The organism is Bacillus sp. NP157 (assembly GCA_018889975.1).
Lineage (GTDB): Bacteria > Pseudomonadota > Gammaproteobacteria > Xanthomonadales > Rhodanobacteraceae > Luteibacter.
Genome location: CP076546.1, coordinates 348,388 through 372,814, shown reverse-complemented (window position 1 = coordinate 372,814; position 24,427 = coordinate 348,388). Strand labels below are relative to the sequence as shown.

Annotated in this window: 22 protein-coding genes; 11 read left to right on the top strand and 11 right to left on the bottom strand. The window is 63.9% G+C overall.

What is annotated here, in order from left to right:
• Positions 1-39: 39 nt before the first annotated feature.
• Positions 40-549, bottom strand: a complete 510-nt coding sequence (locus KPL74_01705; protein QWT20735.1) for a helix-turn-helix domain-containing protein — start codon at positions 547-549, stop codon at positions 40-42.
• 628 nt (positions 550-1,177) lie between these two features.
• Here KPL74_01705 and KPL74_01700 point away from each other — a divergent pair.
• Both KPL74_01700 and KPL74_01695 read left to right on the top strand, forming a co-directional pair.
• Positions 1,178-2,293: a hypothetical protein gene (locus tag KPL74_01700; GenBank protein QWT20734.1), complete on the top strand. Its 1,116-nt coding sequence runs from the start codon at positions 1,178-1,180 to the stop codon at positions 2,291-2,293.
• Positions 2,294-2,313: 20 nt separating this feature from the next.
• Positions 2,314-3,027, top strand: coding sequence for a YdcF family protein (locus tag KPL74_01695; GenBank protein ID QWT20733.1), 714 nt, complete (start codon positions 2,314-2,316; stop codon positions 3,025-3,027).
• A 15-nt stretch (positions 3,028-3,042) separates the two neighbouring features.
• Here KPL74_01695 and KPL74_01690 read toward each other — a convergent pair whose 3' ends face one another.
• The 9 genes from KPL74_01690 to KPL74_01650 all read right to left on the bottom strand — a co-directional run bounded on the left by KPL74_01690 (position 3,043) and on the right by KPL74_01650 (position 13,982).
• Positions 3,043-4,089 (bottom strand): glycosyltransferase family 4 protein, encoded by a 1,047-nt coding sequence (locus KPL74_01690; GenBank protein QWT20732.1) that lies wholly within the window; start codon positions 4,087-4,089, stop codon positions 3,043-3,045.
• A 68-nt stretch (positions 4,090-4,157) separates the two neighbouring features.
• Entirely contained in the window at positions 4,158-5,303 is a 1,146-nt protein-coding gene (locus KPL74_01685; GenBank protein ID QWT20731.1) for a glycosyltransferase, read from the bottom strand.
• A complete protein-coding gene (locus KPL74_01680) occupies positions 5,300-6,268 on the bottom strand; it encodes a hypothetical protein (GenBank protein QWT20730.1) in 969 nt (322 codons plus the stop codon). The genes KPL74_01685 and KPL74_01680 overlap by 4 nt, the downstream gene beginning before the upstream one ends.
• A complete protein-coding gene (locus tag KPL74_01675) occupies positions 6,265-7,347 on the bottom strand; it encodes a hypothetical protein (protein ID QWT20729.1) in 1,083 nt (360 codons plus the stop codon). The genes KPL74_01680 and KPL74_01675 overlap by 4 nt, the downstream gene beginning before the upstream one ends.
• A 1-nt stretch (position 7,348) precedes the next feature.
• Positions 7,349-8,587 (bottom strand): oligosaccharide flippase family protein, encoded by a 1,239-nt coding sequence (locus KPL74_01670; protein ID QWT20728.1) that lies wholly within the window; start codon positions 8,585-8,587, stop codon positions 7,349-7,351.
• A gap of 91 nt (positions 8,588-8,678) precedes the next feature.
• Positions 8,679-9,698: an NAD-dependent epimerase gene (locus tag KPL74_01665; protein ID QWT20727.1), complete on the bottom strand. Its 1,020-nt coding sequence runs from the start codon at positions 9,696-9,698 to the stop codon at positions 8,679-8,681.
• Positions 9,699-9,716: 18 nt separating this feature from the next.
• Positions 9,717-10,994 (bottom strand): Vi polysaccharide biosynthesis UDP-N-acetylglucosamine C-6 dehydrogenase TviB, encoded by a 1,278-nt coding sequence (gene tviB, locus KPL74_01660; GenBank protein QWT20726.1) that lies wholly within the window; start codon positions 10,992-10,994, stop codon positions 9,717-9,719.
• Positions 10,995-11,040: 46 nt separating this feature from the next.
• A complete protein-coding gene (locus tag KPL74_01655; protein ID QWT20725.1) occupies positions 11,041-13,242 on the bottom strand; it encodes a polysaccharide biosynthesis tyrosine autokinase in 2,202 nt (733 codons plus the stop codon).
• 308 nt (positions 13,243-13,550) lie between these two features.
• Complete coding sequence (locus KPL74_01650; GenBank protein QWT20724.1) at positions 13,551-13,982, bottom strand: low molecular weight phosphotyrosine protein phosphatase; 432 nt, start codon at positions 13,980-13,982, stop codon at positions 13,551-13,553.
• Positions 13,983-14,175: 193 nt separating this feature from the next.
• Here KPL74_01650 and KPL74_01645 point away from each other — a divergent pair, with 193 nt between their 5' ends.
• The 5 genes from KPL74_01645 (at position 14,176) to KPL74_01625 (ending at position 19,394) form a co-directional block, all read left to right on the top strand.
• On the top strand, positions 14,176-14,553 hold the full coding sequence (locus tag KPL74_01645; GenBank protein QWT20723.1) for a hypothetical protein: 378 nt from the start codon (positions 14,176-14,178) through the stop codon (positions 14,551-14,553).
• Between the two features lie 100 nt (positions 14,554-14,653).
• Entirely contained in the window at positions 14,654-15,763 is a 1,110-nt protein-coding gene (locus KPL74_01640) for a polysaccharide biosynthesis/export family protein (protein ID QWT20722.1), read from the top strand.
• A 90-nt stretch (positions 15,764-15,853) separates the two neighbouring features.
• The gene (locus KPL74_01635) at positions 15,854-16,519 is read left to right on the top strand and encodes a YjbF family lipoprotein (GenBank protein ID QWT20721.1); all 666 of its coding nucleotides are present in this window, start codon (positions 15,854-15,856) and stop codon (positions 16,517-16,519) included.
• On the top strand, positions 16,519-17,289 hold the full coding sequence (locus tag KPL74_01630) for a capsule biosynthesis GfcC family protein (protein QWT20720.1): 771 nt from the start codon (positions 16,519-16,521) through the stop codon (positions 17,287-17,289). The genes KPL74_01635 and KPL74_01630 overlap by 1 nt, the downstream gene beginning before the upstream one ends.
• Positions 17,290-17,300: 11 nt before the next feature.
• Positions 17,301-19,394, top strand: coding sequence for a YjbH domain-containing protein (locus KPL74_01625; protein ID QWT20719.1), 2,094 nt, complete (start codon positions 17,301-17,303; stop codon positions 19,392-19,394).
• A 31-nt stretch (positions 19,395-19,425) separates the two neighbouring features.
• Here the strand turns inward: KPL74_01625 and KPL74_01620 are convergent, their stop codons facing one another.
• A complete protein-coding gene (locus tag KPL74_01620; protein QWT20718.1) occupies positions 19,426-19,686 on the bottom strand; it encodes a DUF2188 domain-containing protein in 261 nt (86 codons plus the stop codon).
• Positions 19,687-19,946: 260 nt separating this feature from the next.
• Between KPL74_01620 and KPL74_01615 the strand changes: the two genes are divergently transcribed.
• From KPL74_01615 to murB, 4 genes are read left to right on the top strand one after another with little or no spacing between them, the layout of a single operon-like run.
• Positions 19,947-21,482 carry an aldehyde dehydrogenase family protein gene (locus KPL74_01615; protein QWT20717.1) on the top strand — a complete coding sequence of 512 codons (1,536 nt, stop codon included), beginning with the start codon at positions 19,947-19,949 and terminating at the stop codon, positions 21,480-21,482.
• 25 nt (positions 21,483-21,507) lie between these two features.
• Positions 21,508-22,266 (top strand): class I SAM-dependent methyltransferase, encoded by a 759-nt coding sequence (locus KPL74_01610; GenBank protein QWT22563.1) that lies wholly within the window; start codon positions 21,508-21,510, stop codon positions 22,264-22,266.
• On the top strand, positions 22,263-23,294 hold the full coding sequence (locus KPL74_01605) for a quinone-dependent dihydroorotate dehydrogenase (GenBank protein ID QWT22562.1): 1,032 nt from the start codon (positions 22,263-22,265) through the stop codon (positions 23,292-23,294). The genes KPL74_01610 and KPL74_01605 overlap by 4 nt, the downstream gene beginning before the upstream one ends.
• Positions 23,291-24,337, top strand: a complete 1,047-nt coding sequence (gene murB / locus KPL74_01600) for a UDP-N-acetylmuramate dehydrogenase (GenBank protein ID QWT20716.1) — start codon at positions 23,291-23,293, stop codon at positions 24,335-24,337. Before KPL74_01605 ends, murB begins: the two co-directional genes overlap by 4 nt.
• Positions 24,338-24,427 lie beyond the last annotated feature (90 nt).

Genomic DNA, 24,427 nt, shown 5'->3' with positions numbered 1-24,427 from the left:
CCTCTGGTGGTCCTTTCGTCGTCAACCCAGTGCATGGTGTCAGAGCGTGTTCCCTGGCCCCCTTCCCCTCGCCGGTGCGCTCGCGGGGGCAAAACTGGCATCAAACCGAGCGGTGTTTTTGAGTGCCCACTCCCGCCGGAGCTCATTGATGATGTCCATCGCGCCCTGGTCGAGGAGCTGGGCTTCCTGAGCCCACCCCAGGGCCTCGGCGACACGTGACCAGAAGCCATGCGCACGGATGTCGCCCAAGCGCTCCCCCAGAAGCGACCGGCGGCGGCTCATCGGCCTGCTGGTGGACAGCGGAATAATGGGCGGAGCCCGTTGCACCGGGTGGCCGTCGAGCAGGTCGGCAAGGTCGTCGATGGGGATTTTCCAGGACTTTCCGTCCTTGCGCGCACCCGGGATGTCACCCCGCCGCATCTGGACACGGACGTAGTCCTTTTCCGCATCGGTTTGCTTGCCCAGCAACGCGGCAACTTCATCCACCCCAAACAGGTATTGCGTGGGGCCGAACGCGGCCCGGATGTGCTCAAGTGATTTCTGGGACATCGTCCAATCCGTCAAAAAGTTGGGACACCCCTGGGACACCGGGTACCCGTACAACTCAACCTAGACCCGTGAGAACCCGTGTCGAAATCCTGTTCGAAACTACACCAAACCCCATAAACAAAGCCCATTTCCGCATTTCCACCCTGGAGCCCAAAAGCCCGACCGTAAGTTTAGGAGGGGGACGCTCTATCCAGCTGAGCTACGGGGCCGACAGGCACTAAGGATACCTTGGGCGGGCGCTGATGGGCCAGAACGGGCGACGCCCCATGTTCACCGAGGCATTCCCCTACACACGAGTGGCGCAGGCGAACTTAGTCTTTGGGGTGAAGGCGCACGATTCGCGCCGGTGAGGCATTCGAGTTGACCCTAATCACGACACGCGCCAAAGAATTGACTTGTTGTGTCGTGCCTCTCATTTGTACGGCCAACCGCGGTAAGCGAGCCGCCGGAATGTCGACGCGGTCGTTGTCCGTAATTCTCATACGTGCGAAAATGAAAGGAAGGGGAAATCTGGAAATTCATTGCACATCGCGTTGCAAATGCTGTTCCGTGCCAAGTGCGGGCCGCTTAAGGACTTAGCTGCGCCCAGGCTTTGCGAGTCCTCGTCTTCGTCGATAGGGATATCTGAGTGATCAACGCGCACTTCCTGATGGCCTGCCTGTGTGCTGCGACCATCACCGGCCTTCTCATCGCAATCCTTCGCCCCCTCGCCGGCCCGCTCGGCCTCGTGGACATTCCCACTGACCGCAAGCGTCACCTGGGTGCCGTTCCGCTGATCGGCGGCCTCGCCATGTATGGCGGCATTGTCGCAGGCACGTTGTACTTCGGGCAGCTCGGGCCATTCCGCACCGTCGTCATCGAGACGGCCGCCGTCATGGCCATCATCGGCGCCCTCGACGATCGTCACGATCTCAGCGTCCGTGTGCGACTCGTTGCACAGGTTGCCTGCGTGGTGTGCGTGATGTTCTCCACCGGCGTACATATCACCACGCTCGGCCATCTCTTCGGCATGCCCGTCGAACTCGGCGCTGGCGGCTACGTCCTCACCGTCGTTGCCGTGATCGGACTGCTCAACGCCTTCAACATGATGGACGGCATCGACGGCCTCGCCGGATCACAGGCGCTCGTCAGCGTCGTGACCCTGCTCGCGTTCCATGGCAAGGCCGATCTGCCTGGCATCGTGGTGCTGCTGTCGCTGCTCGGTTCGGCTGCCCTTCCCTACCTGCTGGTCAACCTCGGCTTCACCCGGCGCAAGGTATTCCTCGGCGATGCAGGAAGCATGGTCGTCGGATACCTGCTGGCGTGGGCCTTGATCCGCATGGCCGAGTCCAGCGACTCTCCAGTGAGTCCTACCGATGTCCTCTGGTGCGTCGCGTTGCCGGTCCTGGACACGCTCACGGTGATGACGCGACGTCTCAGCCACGGTGCATCGCCGTTCAAGCCAGACCGCGGGCACATCCACCACCTACTGCTCGCACGTGGGCTCACGCCGCGCCAGGCGCTCATCGTCCTCGTGGGCCTGTCGACGATCCTTTCGTGCATCGGCTCGATCACCCGCCGACTGCCTGGCGAAACGAACCTGATGACGTTCCTCGCCGTGACCGTCGTCTACACACTGATCGTCGTACGAGAGTATCGACGGACGCATCCGCGCAGCCAGAGCGCTGTCGTGGAGATTCCGCCCGTGCAAGCGATTGTGAAGATCCCGCTTACGGAAGAGCCGGAGCCCGCCATCGCCGACTGAGTCGGCGCCGATGGCTTGCCATGGCACTTCCGCTGATCCAGGCCGTCCTTCTAGCCCTCGTCGGCATCGCGGCGTATGCGTTTACGCGAAAGTGGATCGCACTACTCCCCATCGCCGCGGGTTTCGGGTGGTTGATCCTTTGCGGCACGCCCTCTTTCGCCGGCTGGCTCAGGGACGCCCTCATCGTCGGCCCGACGGTCTACGCCATGCCCAAGGGACAGCAACCCGATGCCGTAATTGTCCTCGGCGGGGACCGCGTACCGGCGAGCGTCGGCGATAGCAACGATGATGCCGACGCCGACCCGAGCACACGGATCGAACTTGGCGTCGCACTAAGCGGCGAACGCCATCCACGGGTCATGCTTCTTTCGGGCGGCTACGGCGAAGCGGCCAGGATGGCACAAGCGATGGGCGGCCGTGCTGCCACGGGTACGCAGCTGCGGCTCGAGACCCGCAGCACCAGCACGCACGAAAACGCCGTTTACAGCGGCCCGATCCTGCGCGAGTTCGGCGTGCGCTCGGTCATCGTCGTGACGTCAGCGGCGCACCTCACCCGCGCGACGCGGGCATTCGCCAAACAGGGATTTGTCGTCTACGGAGCCGCGGTAGCGCCACCACCCTATCGCGTGTCGTCGCACTGGCTCTCGAGGACGCGCACGGCGTGGTACGTCAGCGGGAAGGCCATGCACGAGCGCCTTGCCCTGTGGGGATACATCCTCGCAGGCTGGGCATGAGCGCCGACGAACAGGTCAGCACACTTCCGCGTAGACCTTCAGCGTTTCACGAATCACGATGTCGTGGTCGAACTGGTTGATGGCCTTTTCCCGGGCTGCCGCGCCAAGCCGTTCCGCAAGAACCTCATCGCGATGCAGGCGACTGATGGCATCGGCAAGGGCGACGGCCTCACGTACAGGTACGAGCAAACCCTCCACCTCGTGCGTCACGACTTCCCTGCATCCGGGTACATCCGTGGTCACGATGGGACACGCGGTGGCCGCCGCTTCGATGAGGCTCTTCGGCAACCCTTCGCCGTAACTCGGCAAGACCACCATGTCCACGCCACGGAATAGCGCGGGCATGTCGTCGACGTGCCCAAGCCAGGTGATCAATCCCTGGTCGACCCAGCCTTGCAGCTCCGCATCGGAAACGGACGCAGGATTGCCGGTATCGGGCGTACCTGCCAGGAGAAAATCGACGTTCTCGCCTCGCTCGCGAAGGGACGCGGCAGCCGAGATGTATTCCCGGATCCCCTTGTCCCAGAGCAGGCGAGAGGCCATCAGGACGCGTGTGCGCGTTCCGCGTTGACGCGACACCGCGTGGAATCGCGTGCAGTCCACGCCTGATCCATAGATGAGGCGAATGCTCGATTCGCTGACCAGTCCCGATGCGGCAAGCAGGCCTTGGTCATCGGGATTCTGCACGATGACCCGCCCGTGTTTGCCGCCAAGGGCGAGCCGCATGAGGACGCGCACCGGCAAGCGAAGCAGGCGTGCCATGGCGTCCTGGCTGGTGAAAACGTATCCCAGGCCAGTGATCGCGCTGACCCGGCCGCGAACGCCTGCGAGTCGCGCGGCGAGCGCGCCGTAAACGGCGCCCTTCACGGTAAACCCGTGAACCACGTCGGGCCGCTCGGCACGCAAGACGCCGCGGATATACCAGACCAGCCGAAGTTCGGACACCGGGTTAAGGCTCCGACGGTTCATGGGCAGCGGATGCCAGCGAGCGCCCATGGCGCGCAGGCGCTGCCCGTAGGGGCCGTCGGGCGTCAGCAGCAGCACGTCATGGCCGTCGGCCACGAGGCGCTCGATCAACGATCGACGAAAATTGAACAGGTACCAATCCGTGTTGGCGAACAAGACGACTTTCATGGCCTGTCGAGTGACTCCTTTAGATCCAGCACGCCGCCTTTCGCGGGTCCATGAAGCAATCGGTCCACGAAGGCGCGAGGGTCACGCTTCGCCAGCTCCTCGTCGAACAATCTCGCGCGTCCCTCCGTCGGCCCGGCGATCACGGCCTGGATCGCCTCGGCAAGCGCCTGAGCATCAGCGACCGGGCATGTCACCAGTCCATCGATCGCATCAATGCCGTCCGCGCAAAGGGTGGAGACGACACGGACATTGGCCTGCATCATCTCCAGCAACGTGTTCGGAAACCCTTCCGTGATGGACGACACCACGCACACATCGGCGTCGGACATGCGCGCCAGTGCTTCCGTCGTCACGCCTTCGAACCGGACGACGCTCTCCAGCCCGAGCGAAGAAGCCAAACCTTCAAGCTCGGCGCGCAGCGGGCCGTCACCATACACGCGCAGACGAACGCGCTGGCCTGTCGCGTGCAAGCGCCGGACAGATTCCAGCAGCACCGAAACACCCTTCTCGGGGATCAATCGACCCACGGCGACAAGTTCGATGGGGTCGCGCAGCGGTGCATCGCGGCGTTCCACGTTGGCTCGCGGTGCCGGATTCGGCACCGTTACCAGCCGCTTCGAATCCAGCAGGGGCGCAAAAGCCGGCAAGAGCCGCCGCATCTCTTCCGTCTGGCAAACCACCATGTCGATGGCGCCGTAGAACAGGTAGCAGGTCTTGTAGAACAGGCGCGTGAAACCCTTGAACCGACGCCCCACGACGGTCGACTCACGCGCGACGAGACGATCCGTCCGGATCAGTCGCATCAGGCGAAGGAACGACAGGAACGCGTTGCAGTGCGTATGCGAAGAAAAGTACAGATCGTAGTTCCGCTTTCGCAGCGTGCCGAAAGCAAGCCGGAACATGCCAGCGACACCGTGCAGCTCACGCGTCCTGGAAAGCATCGTGACCGTGCAGCGCTCGCTTGCCAACGGCGCGAATACGGCGCGAATGCCTTCGGAAAGGCAAGCGATATCTACTTGCCAGCCTCGGGCCAGGAGGTCCAGCGCAACGATCTTCTGCACACGCTCGGCGCCGCCAGAACGGTCTGATGGGACGAGGATAAAAGCTCTGCGCTCGTGGCCTTGGACGATGCTTCCGGTCAAATCCATACAATCCATTGAACCGTCGCATACACGATGAACGCGAAGAGCATGATGTACCTCACGGGCCCACGCATATTAGCCATCGATACCAACAAGAGCGGAAACGATGCAGCGAGGAAACGCGTCGAGTAACCACCAACGACCATATTCGCTGACACCAACGCGAGGATGATGATCGCAAAGCAATTCTCCGCGGACTTGAAGTACCGCGCGGGCTGGAAATAAAGCGCAATAAGGAGAACAGCCCAGTACGATGAATACAGGACGGAACTTCCCATGTCGGCATATTCGGCGCGCCTGTCGTGCACCAGCGTGAGCAATATCGTTCGGAGAGGACCGAGCACCAACGCGGTAGCAACGCCGAGCGATGCTGGGAGAAGGAACGCCTTGCGTCGCGAAATACGGCCACGCTCTAACCAGCGAGAGATCAGGGCCGCGCCGACGCCAAACATGACGAACAAAAGCGATGCTGTGTGGATGAGCGGAGTCAAGATGCCAACGGCAGCTTTCGTCACGCGTTTCCGCACGCTATACGCGATAAAAAGCAGTGAAATCGCCAGCGCCATTCGCAACTGTGAAAACGCAAGGTCGATGACCAGCGGATTTATCAGTAGCACGGACCAACGGATACCCAGCCGCGATGCTGTGAAGACGAAGAAACAAACCAGCGTCAGAGCTGAGATCGCCAGAAAAGCGTACTCGGGCTGGATACCATAATACTGGATCCAGGACTCGGTTAGCAGGTGCCAGATGACCTCGTTAGTGACAAACGAAGTTGCGGTATCGAGGTCCTTACCATCCAGATAGCTCTTGGCAGCCTCGGCGTGCGCGTAATAGTTCTGCAAATCGCCGAAGTCGGCGTGACGGATCGACTCCCACGGAACGAACGTCAGGAAGAGAGCGATCGCAACTGCACCCGAGATCGTCAGCACGCGCTTGAGAGAGGGCAAAACCATGACGATCAAACGACCTCAGATTCCGTTATTTGAGCCATTATTCCATCCACCATCCACGCCTCTGGCTCGACACGCCCTGCATGCCATGCCAGGTCTTCCGTCCAGAAACCCTCGCATGCGTCATAGGCTGCCGATGTAAATCCGTAGCTGACCTCGACGATGAGCGGCGCGCCGGTCTGGTCAAAAACGAAATCGTAAGCAAGGCACTGGGCCCCCAGCTTTCGGGACGCAGCAAATGCGATCTCGACGCACCTCGGGTCTATTGCCGAGGCGTCATAGTCGATTTTTCCGCTACCTGACGCGCGGAAGTCGCCGTCGCGATTGAAGCGCCTGAGGCCGAATGCCCGGCCACCGATCACGACCACGCGGGTATCGAAGCGATTCCCCGGCAGGAAGTCCTGGAAGTAGACGTAACCCGATTCACGACCTTTCACCCGTTCGACGGCGCTGGGTACCAGCCATCGTGCGATGGCGCGCAGGGCGAGGCCAGGCCGTTCCATCGCTGGCTTTCTCGCCAGGCGCACAAACCGATCCCGCAGGAGCGCCGTACGATCAAGCGGTGGAATGCCCCGACCGAACGCCCGGCGAACGAAGGCACGGGCGCTGCGGACATCCCGCACCAGCCGGACATTCTGCGAGCCCGCGCCGCCACGCAATTTCGATACAAGCGGATACGCAACCTGTTCTATCCACGCCAGTGCGCTTTCGCGCTGGACGAAGACATGCGTCGGAACCAGCGGCGCACCAATCGCCTCCAGCAAGTATTTTTGACCCACTTTGTCGTCGAAATGCCACCCGGTGCTCAATGCGGGGAAAACGACCTTCCCTGCCGCTTCGACCGATGCGAGCAGCTGCCGTGCCATCAGCACGGCACGCGCATCGGAGTGCGACCAATGCCACATCAGCGCGTCAGCGCCCTTCAACCGATCGATGGCATCGTCACCAAAGCAATTGACCTGCAGGACGTTCACCCCGCGTGACTCCAGCAGCGGAATCCAACGGCGAGCAAAGCCCGTTGGCTCGCCCGCCACGTGCACCGCGACGGTCGGGGCGACGGACGCACGCGCGCCGGAAAGTGACTGGGCCACGTCAGGCCTCCGTGAGAGTGAGTCGTGCATCGTGCTTTCGCGCGGCGCTGAGGCCGATCAGTACCAGGGAGCCGTTCGCGGCGGCGCCGACAACGGAGAACAACGCAATGGTCGTCAGCGCCGAGTGGGTCCATGCCGCGGAAGCCAGCGCGGCGACGCGCCCCAGTAACAGGACGATCTCGTAGATCAACTGCGTGCGCTGCCGCTCCAACACCGTAAGCACGGTGATCGCCGGCACATTGGCCATGCCCAGCCAGAGCCACACACCGACCCACCCAGCGTAGTGTCCGGCTTCCGTCCAGCGCTCGCCGAGGACGAAGCCGAACAGCACTCCGCCAAATAGTGCGAACAGAACGGTCGCCGGAAGACCCAGCCCGGCAAGGATCAATGTGTAACGGCGCAATGGCGGCAACAACCGGTCGCCCGCGTTGAGCTGGCGCGCGAAGCTCGGCATGAACGCCTGCCGCGCACCTTGCGAGATAAGCGTCATCGGAGCGGCAACGACGCGATTCGTCATGACGTACAGGCCGACGACTGCCGGGGCGAAATACATGCCCAGCATGAGGACGGGAATGGCTTGCGATACCGAATTCAACAGGGCCTGCGGTGCCCCATGCAACGGGAACGAGGCATATCGCTGCGCCTGTCGCCACATGCGCGACGGCCTGAGGGCGGTCCTGACGACAGCCAGGTCATGTCGTACGACCTGCCGGAACAGCGTGACGTTGGCCACCCACTGCCCGACCAACTGGCCGACGACCAGTCCGCCACCGGCCGCCATCTGGCCCGCGCTTCCCACCTGCGTCGCCGTTACGGCAACGGCCCGGAACACCTGCGAGCTTGACAGTGTCTTGAATCGCGACGATCGCGTGGCCCAGTAGTTGAGCGCCTGGTATGCCGCCAATCCGAGGATGGACGGCGGCATCCACCACAGGAGAGTACGAAACGTGGGTTGCTTGAACAGCGCAGCCAGTTCGACACGCCAGAGCGCAACGGCGATGAGTACAAGGAACGATAACGCCACCGCCACCAAGGCAGCGAGTGCGAATACCTGTGCACCGCCATGGCGAGTCCTCGGCAGCACGATCGCCAGCTCATAACGTAGGCAGCCGATACCCCCCAGGATGCTCAAAATCGTGGTGTAAAGGCCGAACGCACCGAAGTCATGGGGATCGTACAGGCGTGCAAGCACGGGCACGGCCGCAAGCGTGACCGCTTGCGCCAATACCGTGCCGCTCATGAAGATTGCCGCGTTCCTGAAAACCATCTGCTACCGAGGTCCCCTGACCCGGAACCGCCGGAATGCATCCCGACGGGCTCCCTATCCCTGGTTAGTGGCCAGCGACCTTGTAATAGGATTTGTACCACTCGACGAAACGGGCGACGCCCTCTTCCACCGAGACTTTGGGCTGATAGCCGAGCGTTTCCTTCAGGTCGGCAATATCCGCTTCGGTGTCGGGTACGTCGCCTGCCTGCAGCGGCAGGAGATTCATGACGGCATCGCGACCGAGGCACTGCTCCAGCGTCTTGATATACGTAAGCAGCTCAACCGGGTTCTCGTTACCGATGTTGAAAATCCGGTACGGCGCGACACCGCTTTCCGCCGGATCCGGATGCATCGCATCCCAACCCTCGTTGACTGTCGCAACGTTATCCAGCGCCAGCACCACGCCTTCGACGATGTCGTCGACGAAGGTGAAGCTGCGCTTGTGGTGCCCGTGATTGAACACGTTGATCGGCTTGCCTTCCAGGATCGCCTTCGTGAACAGGAACAGCGCCATGTCCGGACGGCCCCAGGGGCCATACACGGTAAAGAAGCGCAGGCCCGTGCACGGGATGCCGTACAGATGGGCGTAGCTATGCGCCATCTGTTCGTTGGCCTTCTTGGTGGCCGCGTAAAGCGTCAGCGGATGCTCGGTCGAGCTGTGCTCCGAGAACGGCATGTCGCGATTGGCCCCGTAGACCGAGCTCGTGGACGCGAAGACAAGGTGCTTCACGCCGTGGTGCCGGCATCCCTCGAGGATATGCAGGAAACCGGTCACGTTACTCGTGACATAGACATGCGGGTTTTCCGCCGCGTAGCGGACACCGGCCTGGGCGGCGAGATTGATGACGCGCTCAGGCTTGTGCTCGGCGAACACGCGCTCGACCGCCTCGCGATCGGCGAGGTCGCCCTTCACGTGGGTGTAGTTCGGATGATCCATGAAGCGGGCCAGGCGGGCCTCCTTCAGGGTGACATCGTAGTAGTCGTTCAGGCTATCGAACCCGATGACCTCGTCACCCCGCTCCAGCAGCTTGATAGCCACGTGGGACCCGATGAACCCAGCCGTACCCGTAACCAGCACTTTCATAGGAACAAGCCTTCTTAATCAGAGTCGACCGTCGACCGCGTCACGCGGCAGCACGTATTTCACATCATAGACCACGGCGCCGGGCTTACCGAAAGCCCGGATGCCGGGCGCGCCCAGGTCCGCGAACTCCTTGTGCGCCACCGCCAGCAGGATCGCGTCGTAGCCGCCGGCCACCGGGGCGGCCACCGGCTCGAGACCGTATTCATGGACCGCCTCGGCCTTGTCGACCCACGGGTCGAACACGTCGACCTCGGTGTTATAGCCACGGAGCGCCGCCACGATGTCGACGACGCGCGTATTGCGCAGGTCCGGACAGTTCTCCTTGAACGCCAGGCCCATGACCAGGATCCGGGCACGGACGGGGTTGAGCCCCTTGGTCACCATGAGGCGGATCACTTCGCCGGCGATGTACGCGCCCATGCCATCGTTGGTGCGACGGCCTGCCAGGATCACGTCCGGGTGGTGCCCCACTTCCTGGGCCTTGTGGGTCAGGTAGTAGGGATCGACGCCGATGCAATGGCCGCCGACCAGTCCCGGACGGAACGGCAGGAAGTTCCACTTGGTCCCGGCGGCCTCGAGGACTTCCAGGGTGTCGATGCCCAGCTTGTTGAACAGCATCGCAAGGTCATTGACCAGGGCGATATTGAGGTCGCGCTGCGTGTTCTCGATGACCTTGGCCGCCTCGGCGACCTTGATGCAGCTGGCCTTGTAGGTGCCAGCTTCGATGATGCTTGCGTAGAGCGCGTCGACAAAGTCGGCGATCCCGGGATTCGAGCCCGAGGTGACCTTGCGGATGTTGGTGACCCGATGATCCTTGTCGCCCGGGTTGATCCGCTCGGGACTGTAACCGGCAAAGAAATCTTCGTTGTACGACAGGCCCGAGACGCGCTCGAGGATCGGCACGCACACCTCTTCCGTGCAACCCGGGTAGACCGTGGACTCGTACACGACGATATCGCCACGCTTGAGCACCTTGCCGAGCGCCTCGCTCGCCTTCACGAGCGGGGTCAGGTCGGGGCGCTTGGCCGAATCGATGGGGGTAGGCACCGTCACGATGAAGACGTTGCAGCCGGCGATCGCCTCAAGCTGGCTTTCGAACGATAGGTGGGTGGCCTCGCCGAGCAGTTCCGGCTCCACTTCAAGGGTGCGATCCGTGCCGGCACGCAGCTCCGCGATGCGCCCGGCATCGATGTCGAAACCGACCGTCGCATAACGCTTGCCGAACTCAACGGCGAGCGGCAGGCCTACGTACCCGAGGCCGATCAGTGCGATTTTTGCGTCATCAAGAGCGTGCATATCGTTTCCGTACTGTTCGTGTGCGGGCCGAGGCCCACGGCATGGATCAGGTCGCGGATTTGTACTCGTAATAACCGTACGAGTAGTAACCCGATGCCCTGCGCTCCACGGCATTGAAGATGGCGCCCTTCAGGGCAACCCCATTCTGTTCGAATCGCTGCTTCGCGACGGCAATCTCACGAGCCTGGTTGAGGCCGAAGCGGACCACCAGCAGGCTGGTGCCTGCATGCTGGCCGATGACGGCGGCATCGGTAACCGCCAGGATCGGCGGCGTATCGATCAGCACCAGGTCATACAGCGACCGCGCTTCCTCGATCATCGCCGTGAAGCGCGAGCCCATCAGCAATTCCGACGGATTCGGCGGCACCTTGCCACGGGAGATGAAGTGCAGCGTGTCCACGCCGGGAACGGTACGGGTGACTTCCTCGATCGAAAGCTGGCCCGAAACGACGTCGGACAGGCCACGCTCGGGCTTGCCGCCCATCACGCGGTGCAGCGCACCCTTGCGCATGTCGCCGTCGATGAGCAGGACGCGCTGGCCCGCCTGGGCGATCACGGCGGCAAGGTTGGCCGAAACGAAGGTCTTGCCGGCCTCCGGGCTGGAACCGGAGATCATCAAGACGTTGTTCTTGGCCTCCATGCGCGCGAAATGCAGGCTCGTGCGCAGGCTGCGCAGCGACTCGGACGCAAGGTCGGCCGGGTCGGTAACGACCAGCAGGTGTTGGTGGCCGTCGCCCTTGATCCGCTTGCCGCGCACGGACGAGGTTTTTTCGATGTCGCTCACCGGAATGGAGGCATAGATCGGCAAGCCCAGTTGCTCGATCTCGGACGGGTCTTCCACGCCCCTGTTCAACATGCGGCGCAGGAACACGAGCGCAAGCGCGAACACACCACCGAGGAACGTGCCGCCGATGACGATCACCGCCTTGCGGGGCTTGACCGGCTGGGTCGTATCCACGGCGGCTGGATCGATGATGCGGACGTTGCCGACGGTGCCGGCCCGCGCGATGTCGAGCTGCTGCGCCTGGTTGAGGAGGCCGGTATAGGTCTCGTTCGTGACCTGGACGTCGCGGGTCAGGCGGAGCAGCTCCTGCTGCGTATCGGGCAGCGTGCCCACCTGCTTCTCGAGCACGGCCTTCTTCGCTTCCAACTGGCCGATCTGCTGCGTGAGGGCACGGTAGGCCGGATGTATGGCGGTGAAGCGGCGCTCCAGGTCGGGCAACTGGGTGCGCAGTTCCTGGATCGCGCTCTCGACCGCCACTTCCTGGTCCAGCAGGCCCTTGGTCTGCAGGGTAATGTCGACCGAATGCGCGCGCGACTGGAACGCCGAAAGGGCTGCCGTCGCCTTTTCGAGGTCACCGCGAACGATCGGCATCTGCTGGCGAACGAATTTGAGGCTGTTCGCTGCTTCGGCGGAATTACGGTTGATATTCTGTTCGACGTAGCCCTGGCTCACGTGGTCGAGCAACGAGGCGGCGAGCTCCGGGTTCGTGTCGTTGTAGGTCAGCTCGATGATGCCCGAGTCCTTGCCCTGCTCCGCCGCGGCGATGGCGATCTGCAGCTGGCTGATGACCGTCAGCGGACGATGGCGGACGACGACGAACCGCGTCCCGGCGTTGGCCTTGAGCGACTCCACCGTGATCGATACGCCGTGGCCCGACGCCGGTGCGCCAGCCTTGCCGGCGACGAGCGTGTCGCCATCGCCATTCAGGACGGTAAAGGAGCCACCCGTTCCCGCGACCAGGATGAGCGCCTGGTCGAGAAAACCGCGCGGCACGTCCAGGGCGGAAACACGGATCGCCGAACCACCCCAGTCGTAGCTCTTGAAGCCGAGCCACGGCGAAGCCACGTCGCCGGCATGGTCGGGCGAGAAGTGTCGGGCGACGAAGTCGCCGATCATCGGGAAGCGCTTGGGCTGGACGTCCGTGGTCAGGCCGAGCTCGTCAACCGCCTGGCCGATCACCGTGCGGGAGGTGACCAGTGCGATTTCGGTCGTCGCCTCGGAGCTCGATGCGCCAAGCGTCTGGGTCAGCGCGCTCAGGCCCGGCAGGTTCGGGACCTTCTGCTCGACCTGGACGATGGCGTTGGCCTGGTAGACCGGCGTCGCGAGGATGGCGTACGCCACGCTGACGACGAAAAAGAACGCGGTGATGCCGATGATCAGCCAGCGCTGGTCAAGGAGCGCCCCGACGAGTTCGCTGAGGTCGATGTCGTCGTCGCGCTGACTGGAAGAATTTGTGTCGGCCATGGTTGGCACGTGCCCCATCCAAGGAAAGTACTGCTGCGCACCCTGTGCGCACCTACGACACGCAGCAAGGGACGCTGCGAGGTTGAGAACGCGCCAACGGCGCCACGCAAGCTTTCGCCACGTGACGGTACGGAGAGATGGGTATTCAGGCGACCGCTATGGCATTACCTTGCCAAGCCCGGCAGAACCGGCTTCCTTCCCCTCCGCGCGCCGCATCGAATGATCCAGGGCGCCGCAGATCGCACAACCCGTCGATGATAGCGGAAGTGGCCCTTGGTTAGAATTACCCTGCCATGGCCATTATCGAATCAGAGGTACTTACGCCAGCCTTCCACCGCCTCTTCGATCCGAAGGTACACGTGCTCGAACGCTTCGCGCTGTTGCCGGTAGGGGTCGGCGATGTCACGACCACCGGTCCACTTGTCCAGCAGGAAGATCTTGCCGCTCGCCTCGGGCGCCATGCGAATCATCTCGGCGACATGCGCCTTCTCCATCCCGAGGACGAGGTCGGCCTCCCGGAGCATCCTGCTGGTCAGCTGGCGTGCCAGGTGGGCGCTGCCATCGATACCGTGTTCAAGCATGAGCGCCTGCGCCATCGGATCCGCCGGTTTCCCGGCAAGTGCCGAAATACCGGCGCTCGTGACGATGACGTCTGCCGGCAGATGCGCCTTGAGCACATACTCGGCAGTTGGACTGCGACAGATATTTCCGATGCATACCGTCAGGATGCGCTTGAACACGCGACACTCTCCCAAGCCGTCCGGGCTTACGAACCAAGCCTGCAAGGCTAGCTCACGATGGAAGGACCGACCAGCGTCACGCATCGTGCACCGTGCAACCGGGCACGCCCGACCGTCGGTCTCGCATTTTTTTGAGATCACCCGCTATACTCGCGACCAGCATCATTTTCCGAAACTCATGGAGGGGAACTACATGAAGAAGCTTTTTGCCGCCCTGATCTCCGTCTCGCTGGTTGGCTCGGCGTTTGCCCAGCAGACCGCGCCGGCGACCCCGGTGGCACCGGCCGCTCCGGCTGCACAGACCGCTACCTCGACCAACGCTGATGCCACGCCGGAAGTTGCCGGTGGCGCCTCGGGCGCTGGTGCCGCGACGGCTGGCACGATGACCGCTCTTTATGTGGGTGGCGCCGTTGCAGTCGCTGCGGTGGCTGTTGGCGCAGCCAATGGCGGTGGCAGCAACCATCACGGCGGCGACGACAACACGGGCGGCGGTACGGGTCCGGGCACGGGTGGCTCGACCGGCGGCACCACCGGTTCGACTGGTTCGACCGGTACCACCGGCTCGCGCTAATCCACGCTTGAACGTGTAGTCAGCGTGCCGGGCCTCCCCGGCACGCTTCGTTTCATGAGCCGGCAATTGGATTGCGGGCGATGCAGGGGCCCAGGGCCAAATGAAAGTTGTTTTCCTCAGTGCGCTGCTTCTCGGCGCAGCCATGTTGCACGGTTGTGCATTCGTACCTGGCCAGAACGTCTCCACGTCGAAAATCTTCCGCGAAGACGATGCGACCGCTGGCGCCGTTGAGATCGTCCCGATCACGCGCAAGCTGCTGGCGATGGACAGCGCGACGCGCGACCACACGCAGGTTCCGCAGGAACTGCTCGATTATCGGCCCGGTCCGTACCACATTGGTGTCGGCGATACGCTGTACATCACCGTCTGGGAACATCCCGAGCTGACCTCCCCTGCCGGTCCGCAGCAGGTGGCGGCCGCCAACGGGCGCGCAGTGCGCTCGGACGGCACGCTTTTTTATCCGTTCGCCGGCGTGGTCAAGGTCGATGGCATGACGGTCGAGCAGCTGCGTACGCTGATCACCCAGCGCCTCGCGCCGTACGTCGAAGACCCGCAGGTCGATATCTCGATCATTACCTACGGCAGTTCGCGCGTGGTGATGGAAGGTGCCTTCGTACGCACCGACGCACAGGTGTTCGACACCGCGCCGCTCACGCTCGGCCGCGCCATGGGCGCCGCGGTCGTGAACCCGGACATGGCGAACCTTTCCGGCCTCGTACTTACCCGCGACGGCCACGATTACCATCTGAACCTGGATGCCATGCGCCGTGGCGGTACCTCGGCGAGCGACATCTACCTCAAGGCCGGCGATCGCGTGTTCCTGCCCTTCAATGACCGGCAGGAAGTCTACGTGGTCGGCGAAGTGCTTCGCCCGGGCCCGCTGAAGTTCAAGATCGACAGCCTCACGCTCACCCAGGCTATCGGCCAGGCAGGCGGGCTCAACCAGAGCACGTCGAAGGGCAAGGCGGTTTACGTCATCCGCGGCATGAAAGACCTGGATCACGACCCGGCATCTGTCTACCAGCTCGACGCCCGCTCGCCGACGGCTTACGCCCTGGGTGATCACTTCGACGTGCAGCCCGGCGACGTCGTTTTTGTCGGCGCAGCAGGCATCACCCGCTGGAATCGACTGATCAGCCAGCTGTTGCCGCTCTCCGGCATCATCAGCAACGCCGCGGCCGCCAACTACAACGTCGACCGCGCCCAGTAAGGAACGCGACGTCGCGCCAGACGCGACGTCAGCTCAAGGATTCGCTTGGACACTGATCGCTCGTCCGACAGGACGTCGGAGGCTGTACGCATGGGTTGGCGCAGGTTCGCCAGCGCTGCGCTGTGCCTGGCCATCGCCGGCCTGGGCGCCTGCAGCGATCTGTCGCGCTCGCTCGTGCAAACCGTGCGCGGCGGCGTGCTTGGCGGGGATGCACTGCCCGTGTCGCCCGCGGAAGTGGCCAGTCGACCGCTATTCCAGGCCCTCGCCGAAACCCAACACGGCAAAGGCCTGCTGATCCTCGGTAATGTCGATGGGACCCGCGAAGCCTGGTACGGCCCACACGAGACGGCGGTCTTCCTTGAACACGGGCGCATCGCCAAGACGGCTAACCTCGATGGCGACCTGGTCGCCAGCCGCATCGTCGGCATGGATCCATTCGCCGCCGGCCTGAACCACGTTACCGATGCGGTGGAATACGACAGTGTGGATGACTGGTCGCCCGGATATCGCTTCGGCGTACCGGTGCACGGCCGCCTTACGCGCGGCGCACTAGAGACCGTCACCATCCTGGAGCGACCGAAAACCTTGCTGCGCATCGACGAGCGGCGCGATAGCGCTGCGGCTGGCTGGTCTGTCGAGAACCATTACTGGGTCGATCCCGACACGGGCTTCATCTGGAAAAGCCAACAGACCCTCGCGCCCGGCCTCCGGGTCGAGGTGACGCAGTTGAAACCCCGCCTGCAGGGTGGTCCGTGATGCGCGCCTTCCTGTCGGTTCTCGTCACCACCTTGCTGCTGAACGGCGCGCCGCATGCCGCGGATGCCAGGCTTCGCGTTCGCGTCGAGGGCCAGGTCAGCCACGCGGGCGAGTTCGAGTTTCCCGCATCCGCGCGATATGCCGACGCTGGCAACGCAGGCGCACCCACGCCCGACGCCTATCCGATGGGGGCCTCGCTGATTCGGGTGGACCAGGTCGAACGACAGGTTCGCCTCAAGGCCGGCATCGTCAACAGCCTCAGCCTCGTCGCAGCCGATGCGGGCAAGGCCGGAAACGATCGTGTGATCGATGCGACGATGCATGTTCTCGCGCTGGTCAAAGGCCTGCCGGTTACCGGCCGTGTCGCGGGCGCCTACCTGGATCCTCGCGCAGCGGAAATCACTCACGCCAGGAACCTACACCTGGCGGACGGCGACAGCCTGCACTTCCCGGTCCGTCCTGGCACGGTACGCATTGTCGGCGCCGTCCCCGCCAGCTGCGAAACCGCCTTCATCCCGCTGCAGGATGCTCGTCGCTATCTGCGCGGATGCACCGCCGACCGGGCGGCGGACGACGAGACCTATTTCGTGATCGAGCCCGACGGCACCGTCTTCAAGCAGGGGCGCGCGCTGTGGAACCGCTCCGAGCCACTGGCGCTCGCGCCGGGCGCGATCGTCTATGTGCCGGTCAAGGCATCGGCGACGATGCAGGTCGACCCCGAACTGGACCAGGACATCGCGGCATTCCTTGCAACGCAGGTGCTGCCGTGACGAGCTCCCGGATGAAGCGACTGACGTTGCGCCTCTCGCCGCTTGCGGCGCTTATCTGCGTAACACTGCACGCTGCCGATGCGCCGACGACGTCCGACTTCGGCGGTGCCGGGCTGTGGCAGACGCCCACGGCACGAATGGCCGACGAGGGCGAACTATCCCTCACGGCGTCACGTACAAGCCCTTACACGCGCTACAACGTGACCCTGCAGCCGCTGCCGTGGCTCGAAACGATTTTCCGCTATGTAGCGGTCGACAATCGCCTTTACGGACCCGCTTCGCTCAGCGGTGGCCAGAGCTATAAGGACAAGTCGATCGACTTCAAGCTGCGGATCTGGGAAGAAAGCCACTATCTTCCCGACGTCTCCGTAGGCGCGCGCGACATCGGCGGCACCGGCTTGTTCTCGGGCGAGTACGTCGCAGCTAGCAAGCGTTTCGGGCCGTTCGACGTCTCGCTCGGACTTGGCTGGGGTTACGTCGGCAATCGCGGCAACATCAGCAATCCGCTTGGTGTTCTCGACGATCGCTTCCGCACGCGACCCGGCCGAGGCGCGACGACGGGCGGCGAGTTCAATAGCAACAACTACTTCCGCGGCCCCATGGCGGCGTTCGGTGGCGTGTCCTGGCAGACACCCTGGAAGAAGCTGGTCGTCAAGGTCGAGTACGAAGGCAACGACTACAAGCACGAGCCGCTGAAGAATAACCAGCCGCAGCGAACGCCGGTCAACCTCGGTGCGGTGTATCGCGCGTCCAGCGCGGTCGACCTCAGCCTTGCGCTAGAGCGCGGGCGCGCGATCATGGCCGGCTTTACCTTCCACACGAACCTGGCCCAGTACGTGCCTCCGGTAAAGATCTTCGACCCACCGGTCCCGGAACGGCATCCTGCCAACCTTGCGCCGGAACAGGTCGACTGGAAGTCGGTCAGCAAGGAGCTGCGCGACAACGCCGGCTTCCAGGTGACCCGGGTGTCCCGGCGTGGCAGCGAACTGATCGTCACGGCGGCGCAGACGCGCTATTTCTACAAGGCGAAGGGAATCGGCCGTGCCGCCCGGGTGCTCGACAACCAGCTCGACGGCACCATCAACTGGTTCACCGTATTGACCGATCGACATGACGTGCCGATCGTGGAAACGTCGATCAGCCGCAAGTCGTTCAACGAACTGGTCGACCAGCGCATCGATGTGGAGACCTTCCGCCGTGGCACGCAGCGCACGCCGCCGATGCCGCAGCGCGAGGAAGTGCTCTTCACCGATCCGCCCGAGCGTTGGGACGGGGCCTTCGGCATCGGCTATGGCCAGATGCTTGGCGGACCCGATGCGTTCGTGCTGTACCAGATCTACGCGAACTACGACGCCGACTTCCAGATCACCAAACACACGTGGTGGAGCGGCGCGATCTACGCGAACCTGCTGAATAACTACGACCGCTTCAAGTACGACGCACCCAGCAACCTGCCGCGCGTCCGCACGGACATCCGCCAGTACGTAACGTCGTCGCGTTTCACCCTGCCCGTGTTCCAGGTTACGCACGTCGAACGCCTCGACACCGACCTGTACGGCATGGTCTACGGTGGCATGCTGGAATCCATGTACGGCGGTGCGGGTGGCGAGGTGCTTTACAGGCCCACGGGCGAGCACTACGCCATAGGTCTGGATGCCAACTGGGTCAAACAGCGCGACTACGACCAGGATTTTGGCTTCCGCCGGTATCACGTAGCGACGGGCCATCTCACCGGGTATCTCGACACCGGCTTCCATGACGTGACCGTGTCCGCCAGCGTAGGCAGGTATCTGGCGGGAGACATCGGTGTGACGCTCGATCTTTCGCGAGGCTTCGCGAACGGGGTGCGGATGGGCGCCTGGGCCACCAAGACGAACGTCTCGGCCAGGCAGTTCGGCGAAGGTAGCTTCGACAAGGGCATCTACTTCTCGGTGCCGTTCGACTTCCTGACCCAGCGCTCGTCGCCGGGACGCGCGAACGTGGTCTGGCAGCCCCTTTTCCGCGATGGCGGTGCACGACTGGGCCGTCGCTACAGCCTTTATTCGTTAACCGATGAGCGCGACGGCGACAACTTCGAGAAGAACCTGAGCAGGATTTCCGAATAAGGGCGCGCGCGATGCGCCCGTCCGTGATGAATCAGCGGACTACGGAAAACCGCCGCGCCGGCATCGCCGGCACCCTCGCCGGCCGCTTCGCATCGCTGCCAAACGGCCGCCAGACGCCGTCGGCGCCTTCGATCCCGATGCTCGAGTCGCCGCCATCCGCCGCGGCCTTGTTCACGGCGGCGGCCAACGCGTCATATCGGCTGTCGTACCGGGCCATGATTCGCCCGTCGACCCGGACGGGCCAGCCCAGGCCATCTTCAGAACGGTAGGGAACCTCGTAGATACGCGTCATGTCGGCACTCCGCAATTCATTAGGTACGGCGGCGGCCTGTTTTCCGGCCCTGCCAAGGCGCACCAAGGCCTTCAGCTCTTTTCCAGTCCTAACATAGGCTTCCGCGCGTCTTCTCCCGGTTACCGCAAGAACCTCCGGCCTAGACAGGGCCGCGACATCTGTCCTGCGGCGCACAACGGGGTGTGAAGGGGTCGTTTGCTAGAATTGCGGTTTTCCCCTGGGTAGCGGACGCCGTGTCCGCCCCCGTCCAAGGAGTCTTCATGTCCGCCAAGATCCTGCAAGCGCTCGGCCTCGCCGAAACCGAATCCGGCACCTACCTCGGCCGCGGCGAATGGGCCGCCACCAAGGCTGCCGGCACCCTGTCGCCCGTCAATCCGGCTACCGGTGAGGTCATCGCCACGGTGAACGCCACGAGCGCCGCGGACTACGAGACCATCGTCCAGCGCGCACAGGAAGCCTTCGAAGTCTGGCGCACCACCCCGGCTCCGCGCCGTGGCGAAGCCGTGCGCCTTTGCGGCGAGGCCCTGCGCAAGCACAAGGACGCCCTTGGTTCGCTGGTCGCCCTGGAAATGGGCAAGATCAAGCCGGAAGGCGACGGCGAAGTGCAGGAAATGATCGACATTGCCGATTTCGCCGTCGGCCAGAGCCGCATGCTCTACGGCTACACCATGCACTCGGAGCGCCCGGGCCACCGCATGTACGAGCAGTGGCACCCGGTCGGCCTGGTCGGCATCGTCAGCGCCTTCAACTTCCCGGTCGCCGTGTGGGCATGGAACGCGTTCCTCGCGGCGATCTGCGGCGATATCTGCATCTGGAAGCCGTCGCCGAAGACCCCGCTCTCGGCCATCGCGACGATGAAGATCTGCAACGACGCGCTGAAGGAAGCCGGTTTCCCGGACATCTTCTTCCTGTTCAACGACGCCGGCACCGAGATCGCCGAGAAGTTCGTCGACGACAAGCGCATCCCGCTGATCAGCTTCACCGGCTCCACCAAAGTCGGCCGCATGGTCGGCGAACGCGTCTCGCGCCGCATGGGCCGCAGCCTGCTCGAACTGGGCGGCAACAACGCCATCGTCCTGGACAAGTCGGCCGACCTGAAGCTCGCCATCCCGGCGATCGTCTTCGGCGCGGTTGGCACGGCCGGCCAGCGTTGCACCTCCACCCGTCGCCTGATCGTCCATTCGTCGATCCACGATGCCGTGGTCGACACGCTGGTGAAGGCCTACGGCCAGGTCGAGCAGAAGATCGGCGACCCCACCCTCGCCACCACGCTGATGGGCCCGCTGAACAGCCCGGAAGCCGTGCAGGGCTTCCTCGCCGCTGTCGAGAAGGCGAAGGCCACCGGCGGCAATGTCCGCACGGGCGGCAAGGCGCTGGACGATCGCAAGGGTAACTTCGTGCTGCCGACCATTGTCACCGGCCTGAAGAACACCGACGAGGGCGTGCAGACCGAAACCTTCGCCCCGATCCTCTACGTGATGCCGTTCGACACGCTGGACGAAGCCATCGCGATGCAGAACGCCGTGCCGCAGGGCCTGTCGTCGGCCATCTTCACGCAGGATTTGAAGGCCGCCGAACAGTATCTGTCGGCAGCTGGTTCGGATTGCGGCATCGCCAACGTGAACATCGGCACCTCGGGCGCGGAGATCGGTGGCGCCTTCGGTGGCGAGAAGGAAACCGGCGGTGGCCGCGAGTCCGGCTCGGATGCCTGGAAGGTGTACATGCGCCGCCAGACCAACACCATCAACTACTCCGACGCGCTGCCGCTGGCCCAGGGCATCAAGTTCGAGTTCTGACCCAAGAGGCAACGCCATGGCCGACCTGCGCTCCACGGAACGCTTCTCTGATCGCGTAGAGGACTACGTCCGCTACCGGCCAGACTACCCGCGGGCGTTGGTCGACTGGCTGCACGGCCTGGGCGTGAAACACGACTGGGCCGTGGCCGACGTGGGCGCGGGCACCGGCATCTCCAGCAAGCTGTTCCTGGACGACGGCCACCGCGTCACCGCCGTGGAACCGAATGCCGCCATGCGCGCCGCCGCCACCCAGTGGCTGGGCGACGAAGGCCGCTTCCACGCGGTCGACGGCACGGCCGAGGCCACGGGGCTCGCGGACGCCTCGCAGGACCTGGTCATCGCCGCGCAGGCCTTCCACTGGTTCGACCTGGTGAAGGTCCGCGCGGAGTTTGCGCGGATCCTATCCGCGCGCGGCCTGGTCGCGGTGTTCTGGAACACCCGCCGGCTGGTCGGCACGCCCTTCCTCGAAGGTTACGAACGCCTGTTGCACGAATATGGCGTGGACTATGTCGGCGTGGCTGAGCGTTACGCGGACGATGAGGCCATGGCGCGCTGGTTTGGCCACGGCTACCGCGGCATGGCCTCGTTTCCGCACGGCCAGAAGCTGGATTACGATGCCCTGCAGGGCCGGCTGATGTCGTCGTCGTACGCGCCCAAGCCTGGCCACCCCAACCACGAATCCATGCTCGCCGCCCTGCGCTCGCTGTTCGACGCCACGCAGGACGAGGGCACCATCGATTTTGACTACGACACCCGCGTGTTCGCGGGACGTCCGGACGCCTGATGTACGACCTGATCCGCCCCCTGCTGTTCAAACTGGACGCCGAGACGGCGCATGGCCTGACCCTGTACGCCAGCGATGTCGCCCAGCGCAGTGGTTTCTCGCACTTGCTGAACACCCCGCCGGCCGACCTCCCGGTGACCGTGTTTGGCATCACCTTTCCCAACCCGGTGGGCCTCGCGGCCGGCCTGGACAAGAACGGCGACCACCTCGACGGCCTGGCCGCGATGGGCTTCGGCTTTGTCGAAATCGGCACCGTGACGCCGCGTCCGCAGGCGGGCAACGACAAGCCGCGCATGTTCCGCCTGCCGGAACACGATGCCGTGATCAACCGCCTCGGCTTCAACAACGGCGGCATCGATGCGCTCGTGCGCAACGTTGAAAAGGCCAGCTTCCGCGGCGTGCTTGGCATCAACATCGGCAAGAACAAGGACACGCCCAACGAGCGTGCCACCGACGATTACCTGCTGTGCCTGGAACGAGCCTATCCGCTGGCCAGCTACATCACCGTGAACATCTCCTCGCCGAACACGCAGGGCCTGCGTGACCTGCAGGAAGAAGAAACGCTGCGCCGCTTCATCGGCACTCTGCGCGAGGCGCAGGAGCGCTTGGCCAGCCAGCACGGTGCGCGCAAGCCGATGCTGCTGAAGATCGCCCCGGACCTTACCGAGGCCGAACTCGACAGCATCGCCGAGGTGTTGCTCGCCTCCGGCATCGATGGCGTGATCTGCACCAACACGACGATCGATCGCGGCGGCGTCGCGGGCCATGCGCATGCGAATGAAACCGGTGGCCTGTCCGGTCGCCCGCTGTTTGAAAAGTCCACCGCAGTGCTACGTGGCATGGCGACGCGCGTCGCGGGCCGCCTGCCGATCATCGGCGTGGGCGGCATCCTCGATGGCGACGATGCCGCGACCAAGCTCGAGGCGGGTGCCTCGCTGGTGCAGGTGTATTCCGGCCTCGTCTATCGTGGCCCCCGATTGATCAACGAAGCGGTCGCGGAAATCCGTCGACGCGGAATCCTCGCATGACCCTTAACAACGCGCCCGTCGACATGGGCGGCTTCACCCTCACCTCCAACGCGCCGCTGGCGGGTCGCAACACGCTGCGCGTGGACGCGCGCGCCGCGATGCTGGTGGAAGTGCGTGACCCGACGAAGCTTCCGGACATCCTCGCCTATCCCGCCGTGAAGGCCGGCAAGGTGCTGGTGTTGGGCGAAGGCAGCAACCTGCTGATCAAGGGCGACATCGAGGGCACCGTGCTGGCGATGGCCAATGCGGGCGTCGAGACGTTCCAGCGCGACGATCGCGTGCTGATCCGCGTAGCGGCCGGCGAACGCTGGGACGATTTCGTGCGCTGGTCGCTGGGCCAGGGCTACGCGGGGCTGGAGAACCTGATCCTGATCCCGGGTACCGTCGGCGCCGCGCCGATCCAGAACATCGGCGCCTATGGCGTGGAAGTGTCGGAGTTCATCGACACCGTCGAAGCCTACGACACCCATGCGGGTGAGTTCGTGCTGCTCGACAAGGCGGCGTGCGCCTTCTCGTATCGCGATTCCAGTTTCAAGCAACAGGCCGGCCGCTGGATCGTCGTGGCGGTGACCTTTGCCCTGCCGCGTGAGCGTCCGCTGTCGCTCGACTACGCCGGCATCCGCGACGAAGTCGAAAAGATGGGTATCGCGCGTCCTACCCCGTACCACGTGGCCGAAGCGGTGGTTCGCCTGCGTTCGCGCAAGCTGCCCGACCCTGCGGTGATCGGCAATGCGGGTAGCTTCTTCAAGAACCCGATCGTCAGCCAGGCCCAGGCCGATGCACTGGCCCTCGCCCATCCGGGCTTGCCGGTGTGGCCGCATGCGGGCAACACGGCGAAGATCTCGGCGGGCTGGCTAATCGAGGCGGCGGGGTTCAAGGGCCAGCGCGAGGGTGATGCGGGGATGTCGAACCGGCATGCGTTGGTGCTGGTGAACCACGGCAAGGCGACGGGGCCGGAGCTTTGGGCCTTTGCGCAGAAGGTCATCGGGGGCGTGCAGGGGCGGTTTGGGGTGGTTTTGGAGCCGGAGCCTTTGGTGGTTTGATCGGAACGGCCCGTTGCCGTTTTCCTTGATGGATGTCACGGGCGTGTCAAAACGCGGTCATATGCTCCCCGGGCGGCGTACCATCAGGGC